At 52.1% G+C, this 19,740-nt stretch carries 14 protein-coding genes; 4 read left to right on the top strand and 10 right to left on the bottom strand.

Annotated features, from left to right (window positions below):
- Positions 1-304 precede the first annotated feature (304 nt).
- The 8 genes from LOS79_RS32250 to LOS79_RS32215 all read right to left on the bottom strand — a co-directional run bounded on the left by LOS79_RS32250 (position 305) and on the right by LOS79_RS32215 (position 9,757).
- Positions 305-1,456, bottom strand: a complete 1,152-nt coding sequence (locus LOS79_RS32250) for an IS110 family RNA-guided transposase (RefSeq protein WP_315411724.1) — start codon at positions 1,454-1,456, stop codon at positions 305-307.
- Between the two features lie 566 nt (positions 1,457-2,022).
- Positions 2,023-2,805, bottom strand: coding sequence for an SDR family NAD(P)-dependent oxidoreductase (locus LOS79_RS32245; protein ID WP_315415144.1), 783 nt, complete (start codon positions 2,803-2,805; stop codon positions 2,023-2,025).
- Between the two features lie 182 nt (positions 2,806-2,987).
- A complete protein-coding gene (locus LOS79_RS32240; RefSeq protein ID WP_315415142.1) occupies positions 2,988-3,290 on the bottom strand; it encodes a hypothetical protein in 303 nt (100 codons plus the stop codon).
- 187 nt (positions 3,291-3,477) lie between these two features.
- Positions 3,478-4,668, bottom strand: coding sequence for a WD40/YVTN/BNR-like repeat-containing protein (locus LOS79_RS32235; RefSeq protein WP_315415141.1), 1,191 nt, complete (start codon positions 4,666-4,668; stop codon positions 3,478-3,480).
- Positions 4,669-5,146: 478 nt separating this feature from the next.
- A complete protein-coding gene (locus LOS79_RS32230) occupies positions 5,147-6,169 on the bottom strand; it encodes a LacI family DNA-binding transcriptional regulator (RefSeq protein ID WP_315415140.1) in 1,023 nt (340 codons plus the stop codon).
- A gap of 68 nt (positions 6,170-6,237) precedes the next feature.
- Positions 6,238-7,815, bottom strand: coding sequence for a DUF3502 domain-containing protein (locus LOS79_RS32225; RefSeq protein ID WP_315415138.1), 1,578 nt, complete (start codon positions 7,813-7,815; stop codon positions 6,238-6,240).
- A gap of 75 nt (positions 7,816-7,890) precedes the next feature.
- Positions 7,891-8,793 carry a carbohydrate ABC transporter permease gene (locus tag LOS79_RS32220; protein WP_315415136.1) on the bottom strand — a complete coding sequence of 301 codons (903 nt, stop codon included), beginning with the start codon at positions 8,791-8,793 and terminating at the stop codon, positions 7,891-7,893.
- A gap of 28 nt (positions 8,794-8,821) precedes the next feature.
- Positions 8,822-9,757 (bottom strand): ABC transporter permease, encoded by a 936-nt coding sequence (locus tag LOS79_RS32215; RefSeq protein WP_315415134.1) that lies wholly within the window; start codon positions 9,755-9,757, stop codon positions 8,822-8,824.
- A 476-nt stretch (positions 9,758-10,233) separates the two neighbouring features.
- On the opposite strand from LOS79_RS32215, the gene LOS79_RS32210 reads away from it, so the two are divergent.
- From LOS79_RS32210 to LOS79_RS32195, 4 genes are all read left to right on the top strand, one after another.
- On the top strand, positions 10,234-13,584 hold the full coding sequence (locus LOS79_RS32210) for a GH36-type glycosyl hydrolase domain-containing protein (RefSeq protein ID WP_315415133.1): 3,351 nt from the start codon (positions 10,234-10,236) through the stop codon (positions 13,582-13,584).
- A 30-nt stretch (positions 13,585-13,614) separates the two neighbouring features.
- On the top strand, positions 13,615-15,780 hold the full coding sequence (gene bglX, locus LOS79_RS32205; protein ID WP_315415131.1) for a beta-glucosidase BglX: 2,166 nt from the start codon (positions 13,615-13,617) through the stop codon (positions 15,778-15,780).
- Between the two features lie 259 nt (positions 15,781-16,039).
- Positions 16,040-17,008 carry a metallophosphoesterase family protein gene (locus LOS79_RS32200; protein ID WP_315415130.1) on the top strand — a complete coding sequence of 323 codons (969 nt, stop codon included), beginning with the start codon at positions 16,040-16,042 and terminating at the stop codon, positions 17,006-17,008.
- A 530-nt stretch (positions 17,009-17,538) separates the two neighbouring features.
- Positions 17,539-18,396 (top strand): DMT family transporter, encoded by an 858-nt coding sequence (locus LOS79_RS32195; protein WP_315415129.1) that lies wholly within the window; start codon positions 17,539-17,541, stop codon positions 18,394-18,396.
- A gap of 450 nt (positions 18,397-18,846) precedes the next feature.
- Here the strand turns inward: LOS79_RS32195 and LOS79_RS32190 are convergent, their stop codons facing one another.
- Together LOS79_RS32190 and LOS79_RS32185 are read right to left on the bottom strand one after the other, a co-directional pair.
- The gene (locus LOS79_RS32190) at positions 18,847-19,464 is read right to left on the bottom strand and encodes an RpnC/YadD family protein (RefSeq protein WP_315415128.1); all 618 of its coding nucleotides are present in this window, start codon (positions 19,462-19,464) and stop codon (positions 18,847-18,849) included.
- Positions 19,410-19,733, bottom strand: a complete 324-nt coding sequence (locus LOS79_RS32185) for an RpnC/YadD family protein (RefSeq protein ID WP_315415127.1) — start codon at positions 19,731-19,733, stop codon at positions 19,410-19,412. The genes LOS79_RS32190 and LOS79_RS32185 overlap by 55 nt, the downstream gene beginning before the upstream one ends.
- Positions 19,734-19,740 lie beyond the last annotated feature (7 nt).

The raw sequence follows: 19,740 nt of genomic DNA, 5'->3' as shown, positions 1-19,740 counted from the left end.
CAACACATAGGGAGGAGCATGTTCTTAACTTGGAGGCAAAAATCATTCGCTGGTTGGCATCCTGATATTCGTGGGTTTACACATGGTATCTATCCATCTGAAGAGCCTGCCGCTAACTATTTTCGTCCGTCGTTTGCAAGCAAACGGGCACAAAGGTCTTCCGCGGCGTTTCTCTTCACCTTGCTCGATTTTGCCTCCAAGGTAAGTCATGCTCTAGCTTCCCGGTTTTCACTTCCTTTCTTTTAGGGTGGGACTTTTTTTCAGTAACGTAACGTGTGGCCTTGTCGTCCATGTACGGCAAGGGTTATCCGGCAATTAGAGAATCCGTGGCTGGGTTTCGGTCGCCCTTCTCCAGAACTCTGGCAATAGCCCATACAAAGCCGGCAAGCTCCCGGGCAATGGCGGCTACGATTTTCGATTTGTGCTTCCCTTTTCCCAGCATCGTCATGTATTTGCGATGAAGTCGATTTTGTGCCTCAAAGGCCATTCGCTGCACCTCCGGCGGCAGTCCGCTGATTCGCTCCCGCAATTTGCGCCGTACGCCCGGTGAGTGCCGGTAATGGTGGGCCGCTTCGACCAGCACCCGCCGCAAATGTGCATTGCCTGCCTTGGTCAGCTTTCCCTGACTACGGCTCACACCGCTGGAGTGTTCACTGGGTACTAACCCACAGTAGCTCATGAACGAGGGGGCGCTGGCAAACCGCGTCACACTGACCATCTCCGACACCAGTGTGGTAGCGGTGAGTGTGGCCACTCCTCGCAGCGCCTGAAGGGCTTCAATAAGTGGCGCCTGCACATGGGTGTGAGAGAGACGCTCGATCTCTTTTTCGTAACGCCGAAGTCGTTCTGCCGTTTCTCGAATGCTCTCCCGGTATTCCTGGAAGACTATGCGGTGGCAGGAACTCTCGAAGCGGAGGGTATCCAGCCACTCTTCAAAGGCGAAGGTCCAGGCCTTGACCTTGCTTGGAGGGAAGAGCTGCAAACGCAGCAGGAACTTGCCCATGCGCTGCTTGTGGCGGTTCATATCTTCTTTGGCGTCCTCGCGGGCTCGAACGAGATCCCGGAGCGCTTCCTCCTCAGGAGAGGGGATGTAGATCCCCGTTAGTTCGCCAGCCCGAAAGAGTTGAGCCAAGCGAAGCGCATCCCGCTTGTCGGTTTTAATCCGGTCCCCAGCGCGCTGAGGGATAAGAGAAGGAGCAACAACGGTACAGGCAATGCCGGCTTCGAGGAGCCAACGGTGAAGCATGTACCCGGTGGGCCCGGCTTCGTAGCAGACTTCCAGTTCCACTCGGGATTCACCGGAACCTTGCAGTTGATGTAGAAGCTTTAGTATGCGTTCCTTGGTATGTTCAATAATCCCCCAAAAGCGGGGTTCGCCACGGCCCTCATCTGCGATGGCTACAGCAATTTTGGCTTTGGATACGTCTAATCCAATATACTTTTTGGCGATACTCATTAGTAAACCGACTCCTTTTTGTTTGTTAGCTCTGAATTGGGATCTTTGAGCCATTCACTCTTAGGATTTCCAATTTAACCTACGAGATAAACAAATTGCGATGTCGGTTTCGTTCATGATAACTATTTGTCCAAAAACCCTTTATTTCTGCGCTTAACGGACACCAGTGACGCTATTTGGATGATTTTAAGTAAATTAGGGCGTATTGGAATAGGATAAGTGCATCTCAGTCCGTTAGCCGGAGAAAATGAGCTGAATATCGGCAATAGGGTCCGCTCAGTCCGCAAGGGATCCAATGCTTCGGCGTGGGTAGCCACAATCGGATATCTCGCATAGGCCGTTAACTTACAGTTGATCATACGAAAAAAAGCACCGGTAAAGGTGCTTTTCATGCCTCGTCAATGCCTCGTCAGTACTTCACCGGCAGCTATCCATCTACTTTTCAGATGCTCCTACAGTACTTCTAAGGTGCTCCTCCGGTATTTCCACAGTCTGCCACGGTGCACTACGATTCATCTCCCGCAGCTCTCCGGTCCTTCTCAAATCCCTTATCTGCCATTGTCCCCTTACGCCTTCTGCCGGTAAACCGGCGCGCCCAGCGGTGAGCTGCCTGCACCGCCGTCCACGGCAATATCGGCCCCCTGGATGTAGGAGGAATCATCAGACGCCAGGAACAGGGCAACCTTGGCAATCTCCTCCGGATCACCGGCGCGGTTCAGCGGAATCGAAAGTGACATCGCCGCTTCCACCTGGGCCCAGTTGTCCACTGCAGACTGTCCCCAGATTGGCGTACGCGTCACACCCGGCGCAATATTATTGACCCGGATGCCGAGCGGCGACAGCTCCGAAGCGAGCACTTTCGTCATGCTGCTGACCGCCCCTTTACTGGCGGCATATGCGGAATTGCCCGGCCGGCCCGCCTTGGCGAGCACCGAGCCGGTCAGAATGACCGACGCTCCGGCCTGCAGATGAGGCAGTGCAGCCTGAACGGTGAAGAAGACGCCGGTCACATTGATGCGGAGCACCTCCTCAAAAGCAGCCAGCTCCGTACTGCCCAGCGGCGTAGAACCGGCGATACCAGCGTTAGCATAGACTACATCCAGTCTGCCGAAAGCTTCAACCGCTGCGTTCACCGCCAGCACAGCACTTTCCGGATCAGCTACATCTGCCTGAACCGCCACGGCATTCTCCGCACCTAACTCTTCTACAGCGGCCTGCAGGGACACCGGATTGCGTCCGGTAATCACCACTTTGGCTCCTTCCGCTACAAACAATTTAGCGCTGGCCAAGCCGATTCCGCTGTTTCCCCCAGTAATCAATGCAACCTTCCCGTCAAGCTTTCCCATCATGATCCACTCCCTTGTTATTTGTCAGACTATCTTCATGCAGACTGCACTTAATACCTTTTGAGACTGATCGTTCTATTATAATCAAAAAAATATCCGCCTTACATTTGCCATGTTAGCATAATGAGAACGATCAGTAAAGTATTATTTTTACCGCTCGTTCTCATATTTCCTGCTCTCCGGCTTCAATAGCCCAACGAGCCCAACAAAATCAAATACCCTGAGATCAACAGCAATGCAGCAATAATGAGCAAGGCCACAGTGTATACCGCCCAGCCCGCCGGTTTCCGGTTGAATATAAGAATACAGAGCGAAGCAATGATCAGAACCGCAGAAGGAATGCCGAATAATTGCAGCAGCAGCGTGTTGATGATATCAAGGACCAACCCTTCGCTAAACCAGTGGTATGTCGACAGGAAATAGAAGATAAATGAAGAAATATTCACCACAACCGCGCTAATCCATAGCACTCTGACAGACTTGTACATGCTCCACCCCCATGCTTTATCTATCTCATTACCCCGCTCATTGTGACCGTATACAATATGCCTTCGTGAGGGTAAGCGGGTATTGGTTGTGAACTATGAAATGGTCTCCTTTATACAACAATTGCTTGTGTACCACACAAAAAAACGGGCCGCCCCCGAAGGGACAGTACCCGTTCCTCAATTAGCTTTATTTCCCGGCGCCCGCAAAAGAAAACTTAGCCGTCCACGCAGCACCCGCATCCTTGGTGGAGTACAATGTCGAGCTGTTCAGGTCCCGCACCGCAAGCCAGCCCGTATTATGATCGGTGAAAGAAATCGACGCTTCATAACCGGGAACCGTCTGCTGGTTGCTCCAGGTCACCCCGTTGTTCTTCGTGACTCCGACACCGGCCTGCTCCGCTGCCGGATGATAGCCCGCCAGGAAGGCGGTAGTGCCGCCGATCAGCACCATATTCCCGGGTGTGCCGGAAGCAGGACCCTTCACAGCCTTGGCTGCACCGCTGCCGGGAGCCGGCCCGCCGCCGGCGGTCTCCTGGGCAATCACCCGGGTCCAGCTCGCCCCGGCATCCGCGCTGCCGTAGAGCGAATACGAGGTCTGCGACATCCCGAATCCGCCGTACAGCAGAGCATAGACCTGGCTGCCGTCGGCATAAATTTGTCCATAGCCCGGATCAGTATAGGCAGACTTCAGCAGCAGCTTCCAGTTCGCGCCGCCGTCTGTTGTCCGCATCACCCGGTAGCCGCTGCCCGGGACAACCACTACGGCGTAGCCGCTGTTACGGCTGGAGAAATACGCCCCGCGTGTATTCGCCGGCGTCTTGATCAGGCTCCAGCTCCCGCCGCCGTCACTCGTATAATACGTCGATGTACGGTTGTATCCGAATCCCCTGCTCCCGTCCAGAAAATCCACGCGCTCAAAGGTCACCGCTTTATTCGTCAGCCTTGTCCAGGTAGAGCCTCCGTCGGTGGTACGGATCAAATATTTGGCCTGACCGTCATTGACCGCTGCGAGCGCCCAGCCATGAACATTATCAGGGAATACAATCTGCTGGAAGTTCCACTGCCCCTTGTAGATCTCCTGGAAATGGCAGCCCCCGTCCGAGGTCCCGATCAGAAATCCGTTCCCGGCTGCCCGCCCTGTCTTCCCGTTCAGAAACTCTACATCGGCGAAGCCCAGCGGCACGGCGTCAGCTCCGCTATGGGCCTTCTGCAGATCCTGAAGCAGCCCGTGATCCCCGGTGCCGCACGCCGGAGCTGCTGTCTGCGCCGGTACTGCCGCCTGAACCGGTGAAGCCGCTGCCCCCCAGCCCAGCAGGGCAAGTAAGCTTACGGTAAGGAGTGTTGATATCATTTGCTGTAATCTTGTGGTCCAGTTCATAGGTGACACCTCCTAGGATATATATACCCTCTGTGCAGATCATTGCTTCAGGGCACGGCGGTCCGCCCCATTTTCTGCCAAGAATCCCCTATGCAATTAGAACAAAACTGTAACCAGTTTATCTGTTACTTTTTTTCACTACGGGTTAAATATAAAGTACATAAGCTTTCAGACAGACCGCCGCTAAGGGAAGTGAACGATATGATAAAAAAGGACATTCAACATGCGCTCCTCAGCAATCTGTGGCAACGCGTTCACTTGATTAGCGGAGAAACCTACGCCGGAGTATGTACCATAGATCAAACCTCAGATGTTCTGCGTATTGATACGAGCAAAGGCAGCTTCACTGTTCCCTACTGGACAATCAAGCGTTTCGTATAGGTTCAGCCATGAAAAATGACCTCAGCTTCCACTTCACCGTGGCTGGCTGAGGTCATTGTCTTGTTATAAGAATTAGTTCTATAGTCAGCGCCTTGCCCTAACGGCCCTTAATCATCTTGCAGGAGCCCCGTTTGAGCAGTACCGCATCGTAGACAATATGCTGATGGGTTGACCGCTTGGCAATAAGATCGAATAATACCCCGACACTGGTCAGCGCCATTTCTGTACCCGGCTGGCTGATTGTATCAAGTGCAGGATGATAATACTCCGCCATCTCAATGCCGTCAAAGCCGATAATGGATATATCATCCGGAATAGACAATCCGGCGGTAAGCACAGCCTTGGCCGCACCGATAGCAATTGTATCTGCAGCAGCAAAGATCGCCGTTACCTCCCTGTTCCGGTTCAGCAATCTGCGTGCAGCGTTGAAGCCTGAGCTTGGACTATATTCGCAATCCTCTACAAGTCCGGCACTGTAGGGCAGATTATTTTCTTCTAAGGCCTGCTTGTAGCCCGATAGACGCCGGCTGCCCGTGGTTTCATCAAGTAAAGGTGACTTCGCCAGAAAACCGATATGTTTATGTCCTAGTGAGATTAAATAATTGGTGGCCTTATAGGCCTCTTTCGATTCATTGATCGTTACGCTCGAGAATATAGACGGATCCACTTCCTGTGAAGTCGTGATGGTCGTGAGTACAAACGGAACCGTTAACTGCTTGAATTTCTCTTCGGAGTGATTATAAGTACCGCCCATGAAAATAATCCCGCTTAAGTTCTTCTCCTTCACCAGTTGAATGGCGGCATTGATCTCATCGATCCCGTCCTCTACCTGATGAATGAGGAACGGATATCCGCGCAGATTGACCTGCCGTTCAATTTCTTTAATCATGATGGCGAAGAACGGGTTCGTGATCCCTTTGACCATGAGCGCAATGTTCTTGGATTGCGTGGTTTTCAAATTCCGTGCGTTGGAATTGGGAATATAATTGTATTCCTTGACGACATTCAGAACCTTCTCCCGGGTCGCATTGCTCACCAAGCCTTTGTTGTTAATGACTCTGGAAACTGTTGAAATGCCGACACCGGATATCCGCGCGATATCCTTAATATTAACGTCCACTCTACTCCCCCATTTATGGGTTAAGGGAGCTATAGGTTATAGCCCCCCCGAACCCTTTAACATTCCGCTTAGTTGACAGGTACAAATTCTGCCAGTTGTTTCTCTACTTCGGCAATAACCTTGTCAATTCCTGCTTTTGTCAGCTGCTCGCGGTATTCAGCAACAGCTGCTTTCGGATCTTTGCTTGTTTTACCCAGCATGAGCTGAATACCCAGTTGTGCGTTAACGTTCGAGATTGATGCGATTTCTGTAGTCACGTTAGACGGATCGAAGCTGAAGCCGTTGTACGGATCATCGATAGCCACTTTATCCCAGTCTGCGAACAGGCTGTTACGGATAGGGTTCTCGCTTTCACTAGGTACTACGAACTTATCGTTTCTGAGAGACCAGGCCGAGAAGCCGCCGCCGTCTGTTTTTTCGTTGAAGCCTGCAGGCTGTTTCTTCACGCCGTCTTCCATTACATAATGCTTGCCTTCAATACCGTATTGAATCAGGTTGTAGTAGCTTTCATCTGTCATGAACTTCTCAATAGCCATCAGAGCGCGTTCAGGATTCTCGGAATTCGCACTGATTACAGTGGAGTTGTCGACACCCATCTTGCGTTTGATCTTCTTGTTAGCTTCGGCAAAAGTATAGAAGTTGGTAGCACCCTCAGGTTGTGCTTTCAGATCTGCGCCGTACTGGCCGATCCAGTCCTGGGCATGAGTCAGGTAGCCTGCAGAGTTCGCTGCTCTGAAGTTATCTTTACTGCCGAGAGTTGCGGACAGAACGTCTTTACTCCAGTAGCCTTTATCTGCCCATTCACGCATTTTCACAGCCCAGTCTTCGAATTCCTGCGTGAAGGCCGGATGGAAGACTGTCTTGTAGTCCTCAGGGCTCTTCGTTACAAGGTTCAATTCGTTCAGGGAAATACCAGGCGCGTTAAGCCACATGCCGGTAGTATCTACCAGCATTCTGAACATGTTGGCTGCGTCCTCAGCCTTGCCGTTGATTGGCGGGTAGGATTCGTTGGCAACAACGTTGTCCATATATTTTTCCATATCAGCAATGGTCTTGATTTCAGTCATGCCGTATTTCTTCATCAGGTCGATACGGTATGCATAACCTGCTGGCGTATATTCGCTGTACAAGCTTGGCACACCATAGATTCTGCCTTTGTATTTCGTATTTTGCCAGGAGGCTTCAGGAATCTCTGCTTTCAGCTTAGGAGCTACAGTGTCCAGCATATCCGTGATATCTGTCAGTGCACCTTCACTGGCCAGGGTGAAATAGGATACAGCTGCACCCGGGGAAGCATGCGACATATCGAATTGTTCACCGGAAGCGAACAGCAATGGATATTTGGTCGCCAGATCCGGCCAGTCAATATATTTCACTTCAATAGTAGCGTTAATATCAGCTTTCAGCTTGGTATTAATAGCTGCCAGAATTTCCTTATTGGTTACACCTTCACTGCCCCACAGGTAATACACCAGTTTTGCTTCCTTGGAGGTATCTACACCACCAGTATTTGTAGAAGCTGCCGGAGCGTCCGATGCTGCAGGGGTATTGCTGCTATTAGCATTATTGTTCGATGAACAAGCGGCCAGCACTCCGGTAAGCATTAGGACAGTAATTAAAGAAGATACAATCTTTTTACCTTTCATTAGGTAAGCCTCCCTTTTTCTGTTTGTAAAAGTCTTGCATTTATAATAAACACCTTTTGATCAGGAAGATGTCCATTAACCCTTAACAGCACCGATCGTCAGACCGGTTACGAAGTAACGCTGAACGAATGGATAGAGCAGAATGATTGGGCCTGTGGCCATAACTGCTGTTGCCATTTTGATGGATTGCGTCGGCAGATCAGCGGTATTAATGACCGCCCCCGAGTTAATCAGGCTGCCCATATTAGTCTGGGCCACCATTCGCTGCAGGAAGTACTGGAGCGGATATTTGGCCGGGGTATCCATATAGAGCATCCCGTTATACCATTCATTCCAGAAGCCGAGCGCCGAGAACAGCCCGATCGTTGCCAGAGACGGAACCGCCAGCGGCATGAAGATCCTCCAGTAAATATGGAAGTCACCAGCCCCGTCAATTGTAGCCGATTCATACAGGGAGTCCGGGATCGCCTTCATGAAGTTACGCATCAGGAAGATCGACCAGGCTCCGACTACAGCCGGCAGAATCATGGCGAACAGACTGTCCTTCAGATGAAGATGCTTCACCATCAGAATGTAAGTCGGGATCAGACCGCCGCTGAACAGCGTTGTGAAGTAGATCAGGAACGAGAAGAAGTTACGGTATTTGAAATCCTTGCGGTTCAGGACGAATCCGGCCATCGACATCATGAACAGACCCAGTACCGTACCTACAACTGTTATAAAAATAGTGACCTGATAGGCATCGAGCAGTTTGGTGGAACTGCCGAGCAGCACCTCATAGGCCTTGAAGGAGAACTCATTCGGAATAAGCTTGTAACCCTCGCGCACAATTTCCTGCTCGTTCATGAAGGACGAGGAGATCATCAGTGCAAAGGGAAACAGACAGAACAGTGCAAAGATTGTGATGCAGATATAGCTGATCAGTTTTATGAAAATGCTGCCGGAATCCTGTTTAATTTTAGTGGACGTACTTGCCATGCTTATCACCCCTGTTTCGTGTCTTGTCTTAGAACAGCGCGCTGTCCGGTTCAACCTTGCGTACAATGAAGTTCACCACAAGCACCAGAAGCAGGCCGAATAAGGATTGATAGAAGCCTACAGCTGCACCCATCGAGAAGTTGAATTGTCCCACCAGGGAACGGAAGACATAAGTATCTATAATATCCGTCTGCGGATACAGCACGGAGTTTGTGCCAATGAGATTGTAGAACAGGTCGAAGGAGCCCTTGAGGATTCCGCCCATACCGAACAATAGAAGCAGAATAAAAGTCGGTTTCAGAATCGGCAGGGTCATGTAGCGGATCCGCTGCCAGGTGGTTGCCCCGTCCATGTAGGCGGCTTCGTACAGGTCATGGTTAATGCCTGTGATGGCTGCCAGATAGACAATCATACCGTAACCGGTACCGGCCCAGATCTTAAAAGCCACAATGATATATTTCCAGATGCCAGGATCGGAATAGAACTCATACCGGTCAAGTCCGGCTCCGGACATGATGGTGTTGATGAACCCGGAGTTGAAGTTGAACAGGTTGTAAGCAAATACACCGACGATAACCATTGAGATGAAGTTCGGCAGGAGAATAACCGACTGGGAGATCTTCTTGAACCACTTACCGGCAATCTCCGATAACATGATGGCAAACACAATTTGAATAATATTACCTAAAGCAAGGAAAACCAGATTATAGAGCAGTGTATTCTTGGTGATATTCCAGAGCTCTCCGGTCTGCACCAGGAATTCGAAGTTCTTGAGCCCGATGAAGTCACTGCCGAAGATCCCTTTGTTAAGCTTGTAATCGACGAATGCAACGTAAGCGCCGGGCATTACCGCATAATGAAAGACCGCGAAATACACAATAACAGGCAGCAGCATGAGATACAGCACTTTGTTCTTCAGTAAATCCCGGGCAATATTCCTGCCCCCTTGTACAATTCTTGCCAATGAGCCCACCTCCAAATTGAACGATGCATAGCCGCATACATTTCTTGTCTTTGTTTCAGTTCTTGTCCTGCAGCTTTAATAACATTTGCGCATCTGCCCTTAACTATTACTTGTACTGAATAATACTTGTCACTCACTATTAACCGTATTGAACGTTATAGAAACGTTTCCATCATTTCTTTGTGTTTCCCCTTGCACAGAGCATAACTCCAGATTGTATACGCTGTCAAATAAATTTTTTTTTGAATTACAAGTACTATTATTACAAACAGTCCGTTAAAAAATATAAAACAGCCTTTTTTTTGCTGAGAATTGACTTTTTTTCATCTTCAGACTAATATCGAGGTGTATCACTTATGGAAACGTTTCTATTAATTCTTTACACGGACATGTCAGTTTGTATTTGTGACAGCTGATAACGAATTCCCCTATTCTAATCCATGTCCTAACCATGATTCTTGAAAGAGAGGGTTGTTATGATTTTCAAACAACATATGAACCTGATTACCTTAACCCGGGATGATCTTAAGTATACGTTCCTGCCTTCGGGGGATATCTTCGAATTCACCCATGAGGCTACGCTAATCAATCAGTTCCAAGGCAATCCGGCAGACGGATCGGCTAACAATATTTATCTGCGCGTGTATACGGAGCAAGGTATCCGCAGTTATCCGCTGCTCGGCATCCGCTCCGGCTCCAAGCTGGCTTATTCCCAGGACAGGCTAATTTATACAGGCTCTATTGAAGCGATCGGTTACCGTGTGACATTCGCGCCTGCCCGGAACGGAATCTGGTTCTGGCAGGTTCAGCTCTCCGGCAGCGGCGAGAAAGTGGATGTGGTATACGGGCAGGATATCGGCGTCGCCGGCAAAGGCGGTGTGCTTGCCAACGAGCTGTATATGAGCCAGTATCTGGATCATAGCATCTGGGAAGGTCCTCACGGTTACGCCGTCTGCTCCCGCCAGAATCAGCCGCAGGGCGAGGACTTCCCTTATCTTCAGCAGGGAGTTACAGGCACCCGGGCCATCCATTATTCGACAGATGCCACGCAGTTCTTCGGCTTGTCCTACAAGGGCAGCTATGTGCCTGAGGCGCTGGAGGGCAATCTGCAAAGCCGCAATTATCAATATGAGCTGGCCTACACTGCACTGCAGACTGAGGCTGTAACTCTGAGTGAGCCTGTGGCGTTCGCCTTCTACGGGCTGTTCCGCCCTACTCATCCGGCTGCGGTTACAGAACTCGAGTTCCAGGACGAGCTGCAGGCGGCTTATGAAGAGATTGACTGGAACCAGGGTGAAGAGCTCCGGCATGGAGAAGAAACTGTGCTCAGCAGCTCCATCGGCGCACCTTATGTCTCTCCGCAGTGGTCACAGGCGGAGATTAATGCCGCCTACCCGCAGCGGAAGCTTGAAGAGACCGAGGATGGCGAGCTGCTCTCCTTCTTCACCGAAGGGCATGTCCATGTAGTTCTCCAGCCGAAGGAGCTGCGGGTTGAACGCCCGCACGGCCATATCATCACTACTCTGCTGGACGATAAACAAGTCGACAATAACCTGATCTCCTCCACCAACTATATGTACGGACTGTTCAACGGCCAGACCGTTGCCGGGAATACCTCTTTCCATAAGCTGCTCTCTACACCGCGCGGCCTGCTGAATATCCAGCATAACAGCGGCCAGCGTATCTATGTCCGTCTGGACGGTGTCTACCGGCTGCTCACACTGCCGGCGGCATACGAAATGGGCGTTAACTTTGCCAAATGGCATTATCAGCTGCCGGGCGATGTCTTGACGGTAACCGTCTTCACAGCAGCAGGCCAGCCTGATCTTGCCCTGCAGGTCCAATCGAAGACCGGCCAGGCTTACGATTATTACATTACGAATCAGCTCGTTATGGGCGAGCATGAATTCCAGCATCCGGTCAGAGTGGAGCCGCAGGACGGAATTCTGCGGATTCTTCCGGCGGAAGCCCTGCCGCCGCAGCATCCTTATCCCGGCCTGCATTTCGATATCCAGCTGCCCGGAACAGCCTATACCTACAGCGATGACCGGGTATTCTACCAGGATAATCAGCCGCGTAACGGAACACTGTTGACCCTCTCGGTAACGCAGTCGGCCGGCTTCCAGCTGATTGTGCAAGGCCGGCTTACTAAAGGTGATCTTGAGCCGCTGGCGCTCCCTTACACCCTGGAGACTGAGACGGCATTATACAGCAAATTCTACGAAGCCTTCAGCTCCGGCTTCCAGCTTCAGCTTGAAGGTACAGAGCAGTCACGGGTTGAGATTCTGAACGAAACGGTATGGTGGTATACCCACAATGCCATGACCCACTTCATTATGCCGCATGGCCTCGAACAGCCGGGCGGAGCCGCCTGGGGCACCCGTGATGTATGCCAGGGGCCGATAGAATATTTCCTGATGACCCAGCACTATGAGCTGGCCCGGAATGTACTGCTGACGATCTACTCGCATCAGCTGTGGGAGAGCCGGGAATGGCCGCAATGGTTCATGTTCGACCAGCATCCGGTCCAGGCCCATGAATGGCATGGCGATGTTGTGCTCTGGCCGCTGAAATGCATCAGCGACTACATCACCGCTACAGGTGACTACTCCATTCTCAAGGAAGAGGTCGGCTACCACCATCTGGCTGATGCCCAGCCAAGCGGGCAGACAGCGACTATCCTGGAGCATGTCAAGGATGCAGTAGTTACGATCCGTGACCGTTTCATACCGGGTACAGCCCTGATTAACTATGCAGGCGGTGACTGGGATGATACCCTCCAGCCTGCTGATGAAGCGCTGAAGACCAAGCTTGTCAGCGCCTGGACAGTGGCTCTGGCCTTTCAGGTCATCCGCAACCTGTCACGGGTGACGGTATCCGATCCTGAATTCTCCGCCAGTCTTGCAGAGATGGCTGATGAGATGAAGGAATCCTTCCGTACGCTGCTGATCAAGGATGGCGTCATCGCCGGCTTCGCGTACTTCCAGGAAGACGGCAGCATCGATTATATGCTCCATCCGCTGGATGAGCAGACCGGCATCCGTTACCGGCTGCTCCCGATGACCCGCAGCATTATTGCTGAACTGGTCACTCCGGAGCAGGCGGCAGAGAATCTGCGCCTGATCGACGAGCACCTGAACTGTCCGGACGGCGTCCGCCTGATGGACCGCCCGGCCCGTTATGAAGGCGGCGTAAGCACCTTCTTCCGCCGTGCTGAGCAGGCAGCCAGTGTAGGCCGCGAGATCAGCCTGCAGTATGTGCATGCCCATATCCGTTATCTTGAGGCATCCGCCAAGCTCGGCGAAGCGGACCGCGCCTGGAACGGGCTGTTCCAGATCAATCCGATCAACATCCGGCAGACCGTTCCTAACGCCCAGCTGCGCCAGAGCAATATGTACTTCAGCAGCTCGGACGGGGATTTCCCTGACCGTTACAGCTACCAGCAGAACTTCGACCAGCTGCGCGACGGCAGCGTAGAGGTCAAAGGCGGCTGGCGCCTGTATTCCAGCGGTCCCGGAATCTATCTCAACCAGCTCATCTCAGCGGTGCTCGGCATCCGCTTCAGCGATGAAGAGCTGATTATTGATCCGGTACTGCCATCCAGCCTGGACGGGCTGCGCTTCACTTATGAATGCTTCGGCCGCCGGATGAGCTTCATCTATCATATCGGCCATGGCCCGGCCCGCACCCCTGAGGTGCTGGCAGCAGGAGCAGCAGTTACCGGCCAGATTCTGCCTAACCCATACCGTCCGGGTGCCGTAAGCCTTGCGAAGAACCACCTGCTTGCGCTGCCTGGCGATGAACTGCATATCTATTTGAGACAATAACTTTTCAGTACGCTTACGAAGGAGTACGCCATGACTAAACCGTTTATCCAAGAGCTAGTGAACGATATGACGCTAGACGAAAAGCTGGCCCAACTAACCCAGCTCGGTCCTTATTATTGGGGTCTGGATGATACCGTGGATTTAACAGGTCCATTCAAAGAACTTAACATCAAGCCGCAGGTAATGGATAAAATCGGAAGCGTTCTGAACGGCATTGGAGCACGGAATGTAATTGAGCTGCAGACGCGGCATCTTGCAGCAAGCCGCCAAAAGATTCCGCTGCTCTTCATGGCCGATGTTATCCACGGCTACCGTACCATTCTGCCGATTCCGCTCGCACTGGGCTGCAGCTTCGACCTCGAAGCCTGCGAACGGTTCGCCGAAGTTGCCGCCAGAGAGAGCGCCGCTGCCGGTATTCACCTCACCTTCTCCCCCATGACCGATCTCGTGCGCGATCCGCGCTGGGGCCGGGTCATGGAGACCTCCGGTGAGGACCCTTACCTGAATGCCCGCGTGACCGAGAGCATGGTCCGGGGCTATCAGGGCAAGGACCTGAAGGAGCCGGGGCGGATCGCTGCCTGCGTGAAGCACTTTGCCGGCTACGGTGCGCCTGAGGGCGGCCGTGAATATAACACCGTGGATATGTCCAGCGGTGTGCTCCGTGAATTCTACCTGCCTGCCTATAAGGCGGCGGTAGATGCGGGTGTGGCGATGGTGATGGCCGCGTTCAACACCATTGACCGCATTCCGGCCAGCGGCAACAGCAAGCTGCTCCGCGGCATTCTGCGCGAGGAATGGGGCTTTGACGGCGTAACCATCGCCGACTTCAACTCGGTGAACGAGCTGGTGCCGCACGGCGCTGCCCGGGACGGCCGCGAAGCCGCGCAGAAGAGTATTGCTGCGGGTCTCGACATTGAGATGATGTCCACCCATTATCTGAACCATGGTGCCGCCCTGGTTGAAGAAGGACTGCTGGATACCGCCCTGATCGACGAAGCTGTTACCCGGGTGCTGGAGCTTAAGGATGCGCTCGGCTTGTTCGAGAACCCGTTCAAGGATGCAGACCCGGAAGCAGACGAAGCAGACAAACCCCGCCCTGAGCATCTGCAGGCTGCACGGGAGCTGGGCGCAAGCTCGGTGGTGCTGCTGAAGAACGACAATCAGGTATTGCCGCTGAAGCGGGGAATGAAGATCGGCCTCGCCGGTCCGTTCGCCACTTCAGTCAATGTACTGGGCGGCTGGGCCGGAACCGAGAAGGATCCGGCGGTCTCCCTCTATTCCGGTATAACCGGCAAAATCCCGGCAGGAGATATCCTTACTGCAATGACCGGCGAGCTGGGCAGTATGCTGGAGGGCATCTTCGATGTCGAAGACGAGACCGAGGCAGCCTATGAGCAGCTGAAGGATTGCGATGTGATTCTGGCCGCTGTCGGCGAGAATCAGCAGGACACCGGCGAAGGCGGCAGCAAAGCCAGCCTGCGGCTGTCCGCCCATCAGGAGAAGCTGATCCGCCGCCTGAAGGATACCGGCAAGCCGGTGGTCACCATCATCTTCAGCGGCCGCCCGCTGGAGCTTGCACCGGTGCTGGATGCCAGCGATGCGCTGGTACAGGCCTGGTTCCTGGGCAACGAGTCCGGCAACTCGATCGCGGATGTCCTGTTCGGCGATTACAATCCGTCCGGACGCCTGTCCATGAGCTTCCCTTATTCTGTAGGACAGATTCCGGTCTACTATAATGCTTACCAGACCGGCCGCCCTTATGATCCGCAATATCCAAACGTGCGTTATGTAACCCGTTATCTGGATATCCCGAATGATCCGCTGTTCTGCTTCGGCTACGGTCTGAGCTACTCCAGCTTCGACTACAGCGGCCTCCAGGTGGAAGCGGCAGGAGCTGACCGGGTGCTGGCCTCCATCGATGTGGAGAACACCTCAGAGGTTCCCGGCAAGGAGACCGTACAGCTCTATATCCGCGATGTGACCGCAAGCGTCGTCCGCCCGGTGAAGGAGCTGAAGGGCTTCCGGCAGCTTACGCTTGCCCCGCACGAGAAGCAGACAGTTACCTTTGAGATTACCAGAGATATGCTTATGTTCTACGGCCAGGATGACCAGCTCATCTTCGAGCCCGGAGAATTCGATATTATGCTGGGCCGCAGCTCCGGCGACCACAGTACGCAGCGGATCTGGATCGGGTAAGCTATTCTCGAGTCCAATCAGCCGCACAGGCAGCAAGCGCCAATTCTGTTCACTTTCGAGTGCACCGGGATTGGCGCTTTTTTGACACAGCTTCAATAAGAACTCTAGGATACACTCATCCTTGTAAACTTGAGCTTGACAGAATCACCTTCCAGTCATAGAATCAACATGAAAACACATGAATCAATATAAAACAACATTTTAACACTAAAGCTTCAATTGAACTCATGATTTGGATGATCAGAAGGGGGCAAGCTGCATGAATCACAAATTATCATTCCGGCAGGATGGAACATTCAACATTGTACAGTTCACCGATCTTCACTGGATGGACGGAAGAGCCGAGGACCAGCGTACCCGGGGGCTTATGGAGCGCGTACTTAAGGCGGAGCAGCCGGACCTGGTTATTTTCACAGGCGATCTTGTATACACCGGACCCGTTCCGGAGGGCGACACCGAATGCAGCAATCCCCGGCAGGCGTTCCGCGATGCTGTTGCTGCTGTGGAAGCGTCAGGCACTCCCTGGGCTTTCGTCTTCGGCAATCATGATACCGAGAAAGGCGTTACTTACAGCGAGCTGATGGAGACGGCACTGGAGCACCCGCACTGCCTGGCTGAAGCCGGCCCTGAGGAGCTGCCCGGTGCGGGCAACTACACCCTTGAAATTACAGGCACAGACGGCAGTACAAGCGCAATCCTCTATATGCTGGACACAGGCGCTTACTCCAGCCTGGAGCAGATCCCCGGCTACAACTGGGTGCAGCGCAATCAGATTCAATGGCTGACCGCACAATCAGAACAGCTGAACTCCCGGCCCGGCCAGGAGAAGCTGCCTGCGCTGGCCTTCTTCCATATCCCGCTGCCGGAATATGCCGAGATGTGGGCTAAGGAGACCTGTTACGGACACAAGCATGAGCAGGTCTGCGCTCCGGTGCTGAATTCCGGATTGTTCACGGCACTGGTGGAGATGGGCGATGTGATGGGGACTTTTTGCGGACATGATCATGTGAACGACTTCACCGGCAGCCTGCACGGAATCCGGCTCAGCTATGGACGGGCCACCGGCTACAATACATACGGCCGTGAGGGCTTCATGCGCGGAGCACGCGTTATCCGGTTAACGCAGGGTGAGCGGCAGTTCACGACCTGGCTCCGGCTTGAGGACGGCTCACAGCTGCTGGAGCAGCCTGTCCACACGCCTGCTGTTGCTGACGGCTCAGAACACTGACCGAGCAGCAAATTGGCAGCAGATTTTAACCAGTGAAATGAAAAGGGAGAGCTCGTTTGCGCCAGGTTTGTTTCATCCCAACAACGTTATGATAAGTGCACTTCGTACAGCTAAATGATCTGATTGTCTGCCCATTACCGGTTTAGCTGTATTTCGTGCAACTAAACTGCCAAGAGTAGCTTGTTATTACGTATTTGGACGGATTTAGTTGTACCGAATGCAGCTATATGATCCGGCACCTCCTTACCGCTTCTTTTAATTGCACACAATACAGTTATCCCTGAGTTTCCTTCTGGAACTGAAGATAGCTATTGCTTCATTGTGATAAGAATCCGTCTTATTACCTCTCAAACTGAACAAATTACAGGGAGTATCAGCAAATAAAGCCCATGGTGTCCGTTAGCTTGCGTAATGATGAGTTAAATTCGATATAAGGACTGCTCTGTCCCTAAGCTGCAAGCAGAATCACTGGTGCGGTGCCGGGACATACATTCAAAGTCAAGACTGTATACAAGAAAGGTTGAAAATCAATGCTGCTGCCCGTTCTTCTGGTTATTGCTTCCGGGATGTGTCACGCGGTATGGAGCATGTTCACCAAGAGAAGCTTAAGTAAAAGCGTCTTCCTGTGGTCAATTATGATGGTCTCCACGCTGCTGCTGCTCCCTGTCCTGCTTCGTGAGCTGTGGACACAGCCGCTCTCTGCCGGTGCCTATGCCCTGCTTCTGCTGTCTGTAGCGCTGCAGGCTCTATACTCCTGGCTCTTATCCAAAACCTATGAGATGGGAGACCTGTCACAGATTTATCCGGTTATGCGGGGAACAGGCACGCTGCTGATTCCGCTGATTGGTGTGCTGTTCCTCGGGGAATCCCTGTCCCTCTACGGATGGCTGGGCATCTGCCTCATGCTCGGCGGCTTCGCCGTGCTCAGCGGAATCGGATTCAATACTCGCTCCTTAGGCCATACCGGCCCGGGCTTCAAGCCCATGCTAATGGCATTAACGGTAGGGCTGTGTACGACCTGTTACGTGTTCATCGACAAGCTCAACCTCCAGCATGTCTCTCCGCTGGCGCTGCTTGAGGTTACCAATATCGGCTTTGTCGCCGGCCTGACCCCTGCCGTGCTGGCTTCGCGCAAGCTGCGTGAAGAGTGGCAGCACAACAAGTTCACCATCCTGCTGGGCAGTGTACTTAACCCGGGCTCGTACCTGCTGTTTCTCTTCGCCCTGCAGCAGGCGCCGCTGGCCCACATCAGCCCCCTGCGGGAGAGCGGCACAATCTTCGCCACCTTCCTCGGCATTCTGCTGCTGAAAGAGCAGCAGGGGCTGCGGCGGATTACCTGCTCCATTGTGATCTTCTGCGGCATTCTGCTTATCGGGGTGTGGGGGTAGGGAAGCTTCCTGCTAGTATTCCAGTCTTTCCATTACACATATTGGAACAAAATAAAACCCGCCGTCCAGGAGCATCCAGCCTCCCGTACTGCGGGTTTGTTTATTGCACTTTAATTACTATATAGCTTGAACTGGAACGTCAAGGTTAACTTGCGAATGCAGAATGCCCATAGAAAGGGGGCAATTGCATTTTATACAACAGATTCCTCACTAAACAGCCGAAAAATCCATTCTATTGTATTCCGTACAATGCTTTTCAGGGAAATGGGCTTAAAATGCCAGAATAACAAAAAACAAGTGTACAAATTACAATAGATTCTAATTTCAGGCCAATTTAACCGTGATCTGCTGCACATAGTACAATAGAATGAATTGCCCGCTCCCTCACCAGCCTCAAGCCCAAGATCACAAGATCACAAGTTCAAATTTAATACGTATATATAAAAAGCCCTACATCAACTTCTTAATCTCATCCAGGGGGATCTCCACAGCTTTGGACACAGCCTCCGGAGTAAATCCGTGAAGCAGCAACTTACGGATAACCTCAGCCTGTCCTTCCTCTTTACCTTCAGCTTTTCCTTCTTCTTTACCTTCTTCATATCCCCAACGTTTCCAGGCTGGCATGAGTTCCATAATTGCTTCACCCTCCTCCGGATAATGTTTCACTAATTCACGTAGAATCTCTTCATCCAACGCCCGGTCGGGCTTGAAATATAAATCGGCCACTGACATAATCAGCGCCAGCCGTCCCTCATCCAGGCGTGTCCTTAACTGCATGAACATTCGCAGGAACTCCCCGCGTACTTCTCTTGCTTCTTTTGTAGTATACCCCATTTTGGCCAGTAACGCAGCAGCTACCGGATTGTCCGAACTGATAAACTGCCGCCAGTTCTGCTTGCGCAGCTCCACCTTCAGAAATTGGAAGCGCAGAATCTGGTGCTCCGGAATACTCATTTCCAGAATGTCCTGTTCTTCCCTGATCTCTTCGGAAGTGAAAATGGCAATAGGGATAATCAGCTTATGCTCCTTCCGGTAGCGCTCGAATAGTCGGCTGAAGTAAATAAACATCCGCTCATGAAACCTGGAATCTCTATACGACTGCGGTTCAGGTGAATCAGAATATAGCCGTCCATCCCTTTATAGCGCGTTTCCAGTAACAAATCTAATTCCCGTGCTTCCTCACCAACAATATCTACCAGCAGCTCCTGCATCAAAAACCTTGTTTCAGTATAGTCCAGCATAGAATCCAATTCAGGAAAAAACAATTCTATAAACTCCTTGAAAAATGTCTCCAGCAGTTTCTTAAATGCTTCGTCATGTGGTATAGATATTTTCATTCCCCTC

The organism is Paenibacillus sp. MMS20-IR301 (assembly GCF_032302195.1).
Lineage (GTDB): Bacteria > Bacillota > Bacilli > Paenibacillales > Paenibacillaceae > Paenibacillus_AQ.
The sequence above is the reverse complement of the archived record's forward strand: the minus strand, read 5'-3'. Positions and strand labels throughout refer to the sequence as shown.

Bases quoted from the DNA above. Each gene is read 5' to 3' on its own strand.
- LOS79_RS32235 (WP_315415141.1), bottom strand. From the start codon at position 4,668: ATGAACTGGACCACAAGATTACAGCAAATGATATCAACACTCCTTACC.
- LOS79_RS32200 (WP_315415130.1), top strand. From the start codon at position 16,040: ATGAATCACAAATTATCATTCCGGCAGGATGGAACATTCAACATTGTA.
- LOS79_RS32185 (WP_315415127.1), bottom strand. From the start codon at position 19,733: ATGAAAATATCTATACCACATGACGAAGCATTTAAGAAACTGCTGGAG.
- LOS79_RS32250 (WP_315411724.1), bottom strand. From the start codon at position 1,456: ATGAGTATCGCCAAAAAGTATATTGGATTAGACGTATCCAAAGCCAAA.
- bglX (WP_315415131.1), top strand. From the start codon at position 13,615: ATGACTAAACCGTTTATCCAAGAGCTAGTGAACGATATGACGCTAGAC.
- LOS79_RS32210 (WP_315415133.1), top strand. From the start codon at position 10,234: ATGATTTTCAAACAACATATGAACCTGATTACCTTAACCCGGGATGAT.
- LOS79_RS32195 (WP_315415129.1), top strand. From the start codon at position 17,539: ATGCTGCTGCCCGTTCTTCTGGTTATTGCTTCCGGGATGTGTCACGCG.
- LOS79_RS32245 (WP_315415144.1), bottom strand. From the start codon at position 2,805: ATGATGGGAAAGCTTGACGGGAAGGTTGCATTGATTACTGGGGGAAAC.
- LOS79_RS32190 (WP_315415128.1), bottom strand. From the start codon at position 19,464: ATGTTTATTTACTTCAGCCGACTATTCGAGCGCTACCGGAAGGAGCAT.
- LOS79_RS32225 (WP_315415138.1), bottom strand. From the start codon at position 7,815: ATGAAAGGTAAAAAGATTGTATCTTCTTTAATTACTGTCCTAATGCTT.
- LOS79_RS32220 (WP_315415136.1), bottom strand. From the start codon at position 8,793: ATGGCAAGTACGTCCACTAAAATTAAACAGGATTCCGGCAGCATTTTC.
- LOS79_RS32240 (WP_315415142.1), bottom strand. From the start codon at position 3,290: ATGTACAAGTCTGTCAGAGTGCTATGGATTAGCGCGGTTGTGGTGAAT.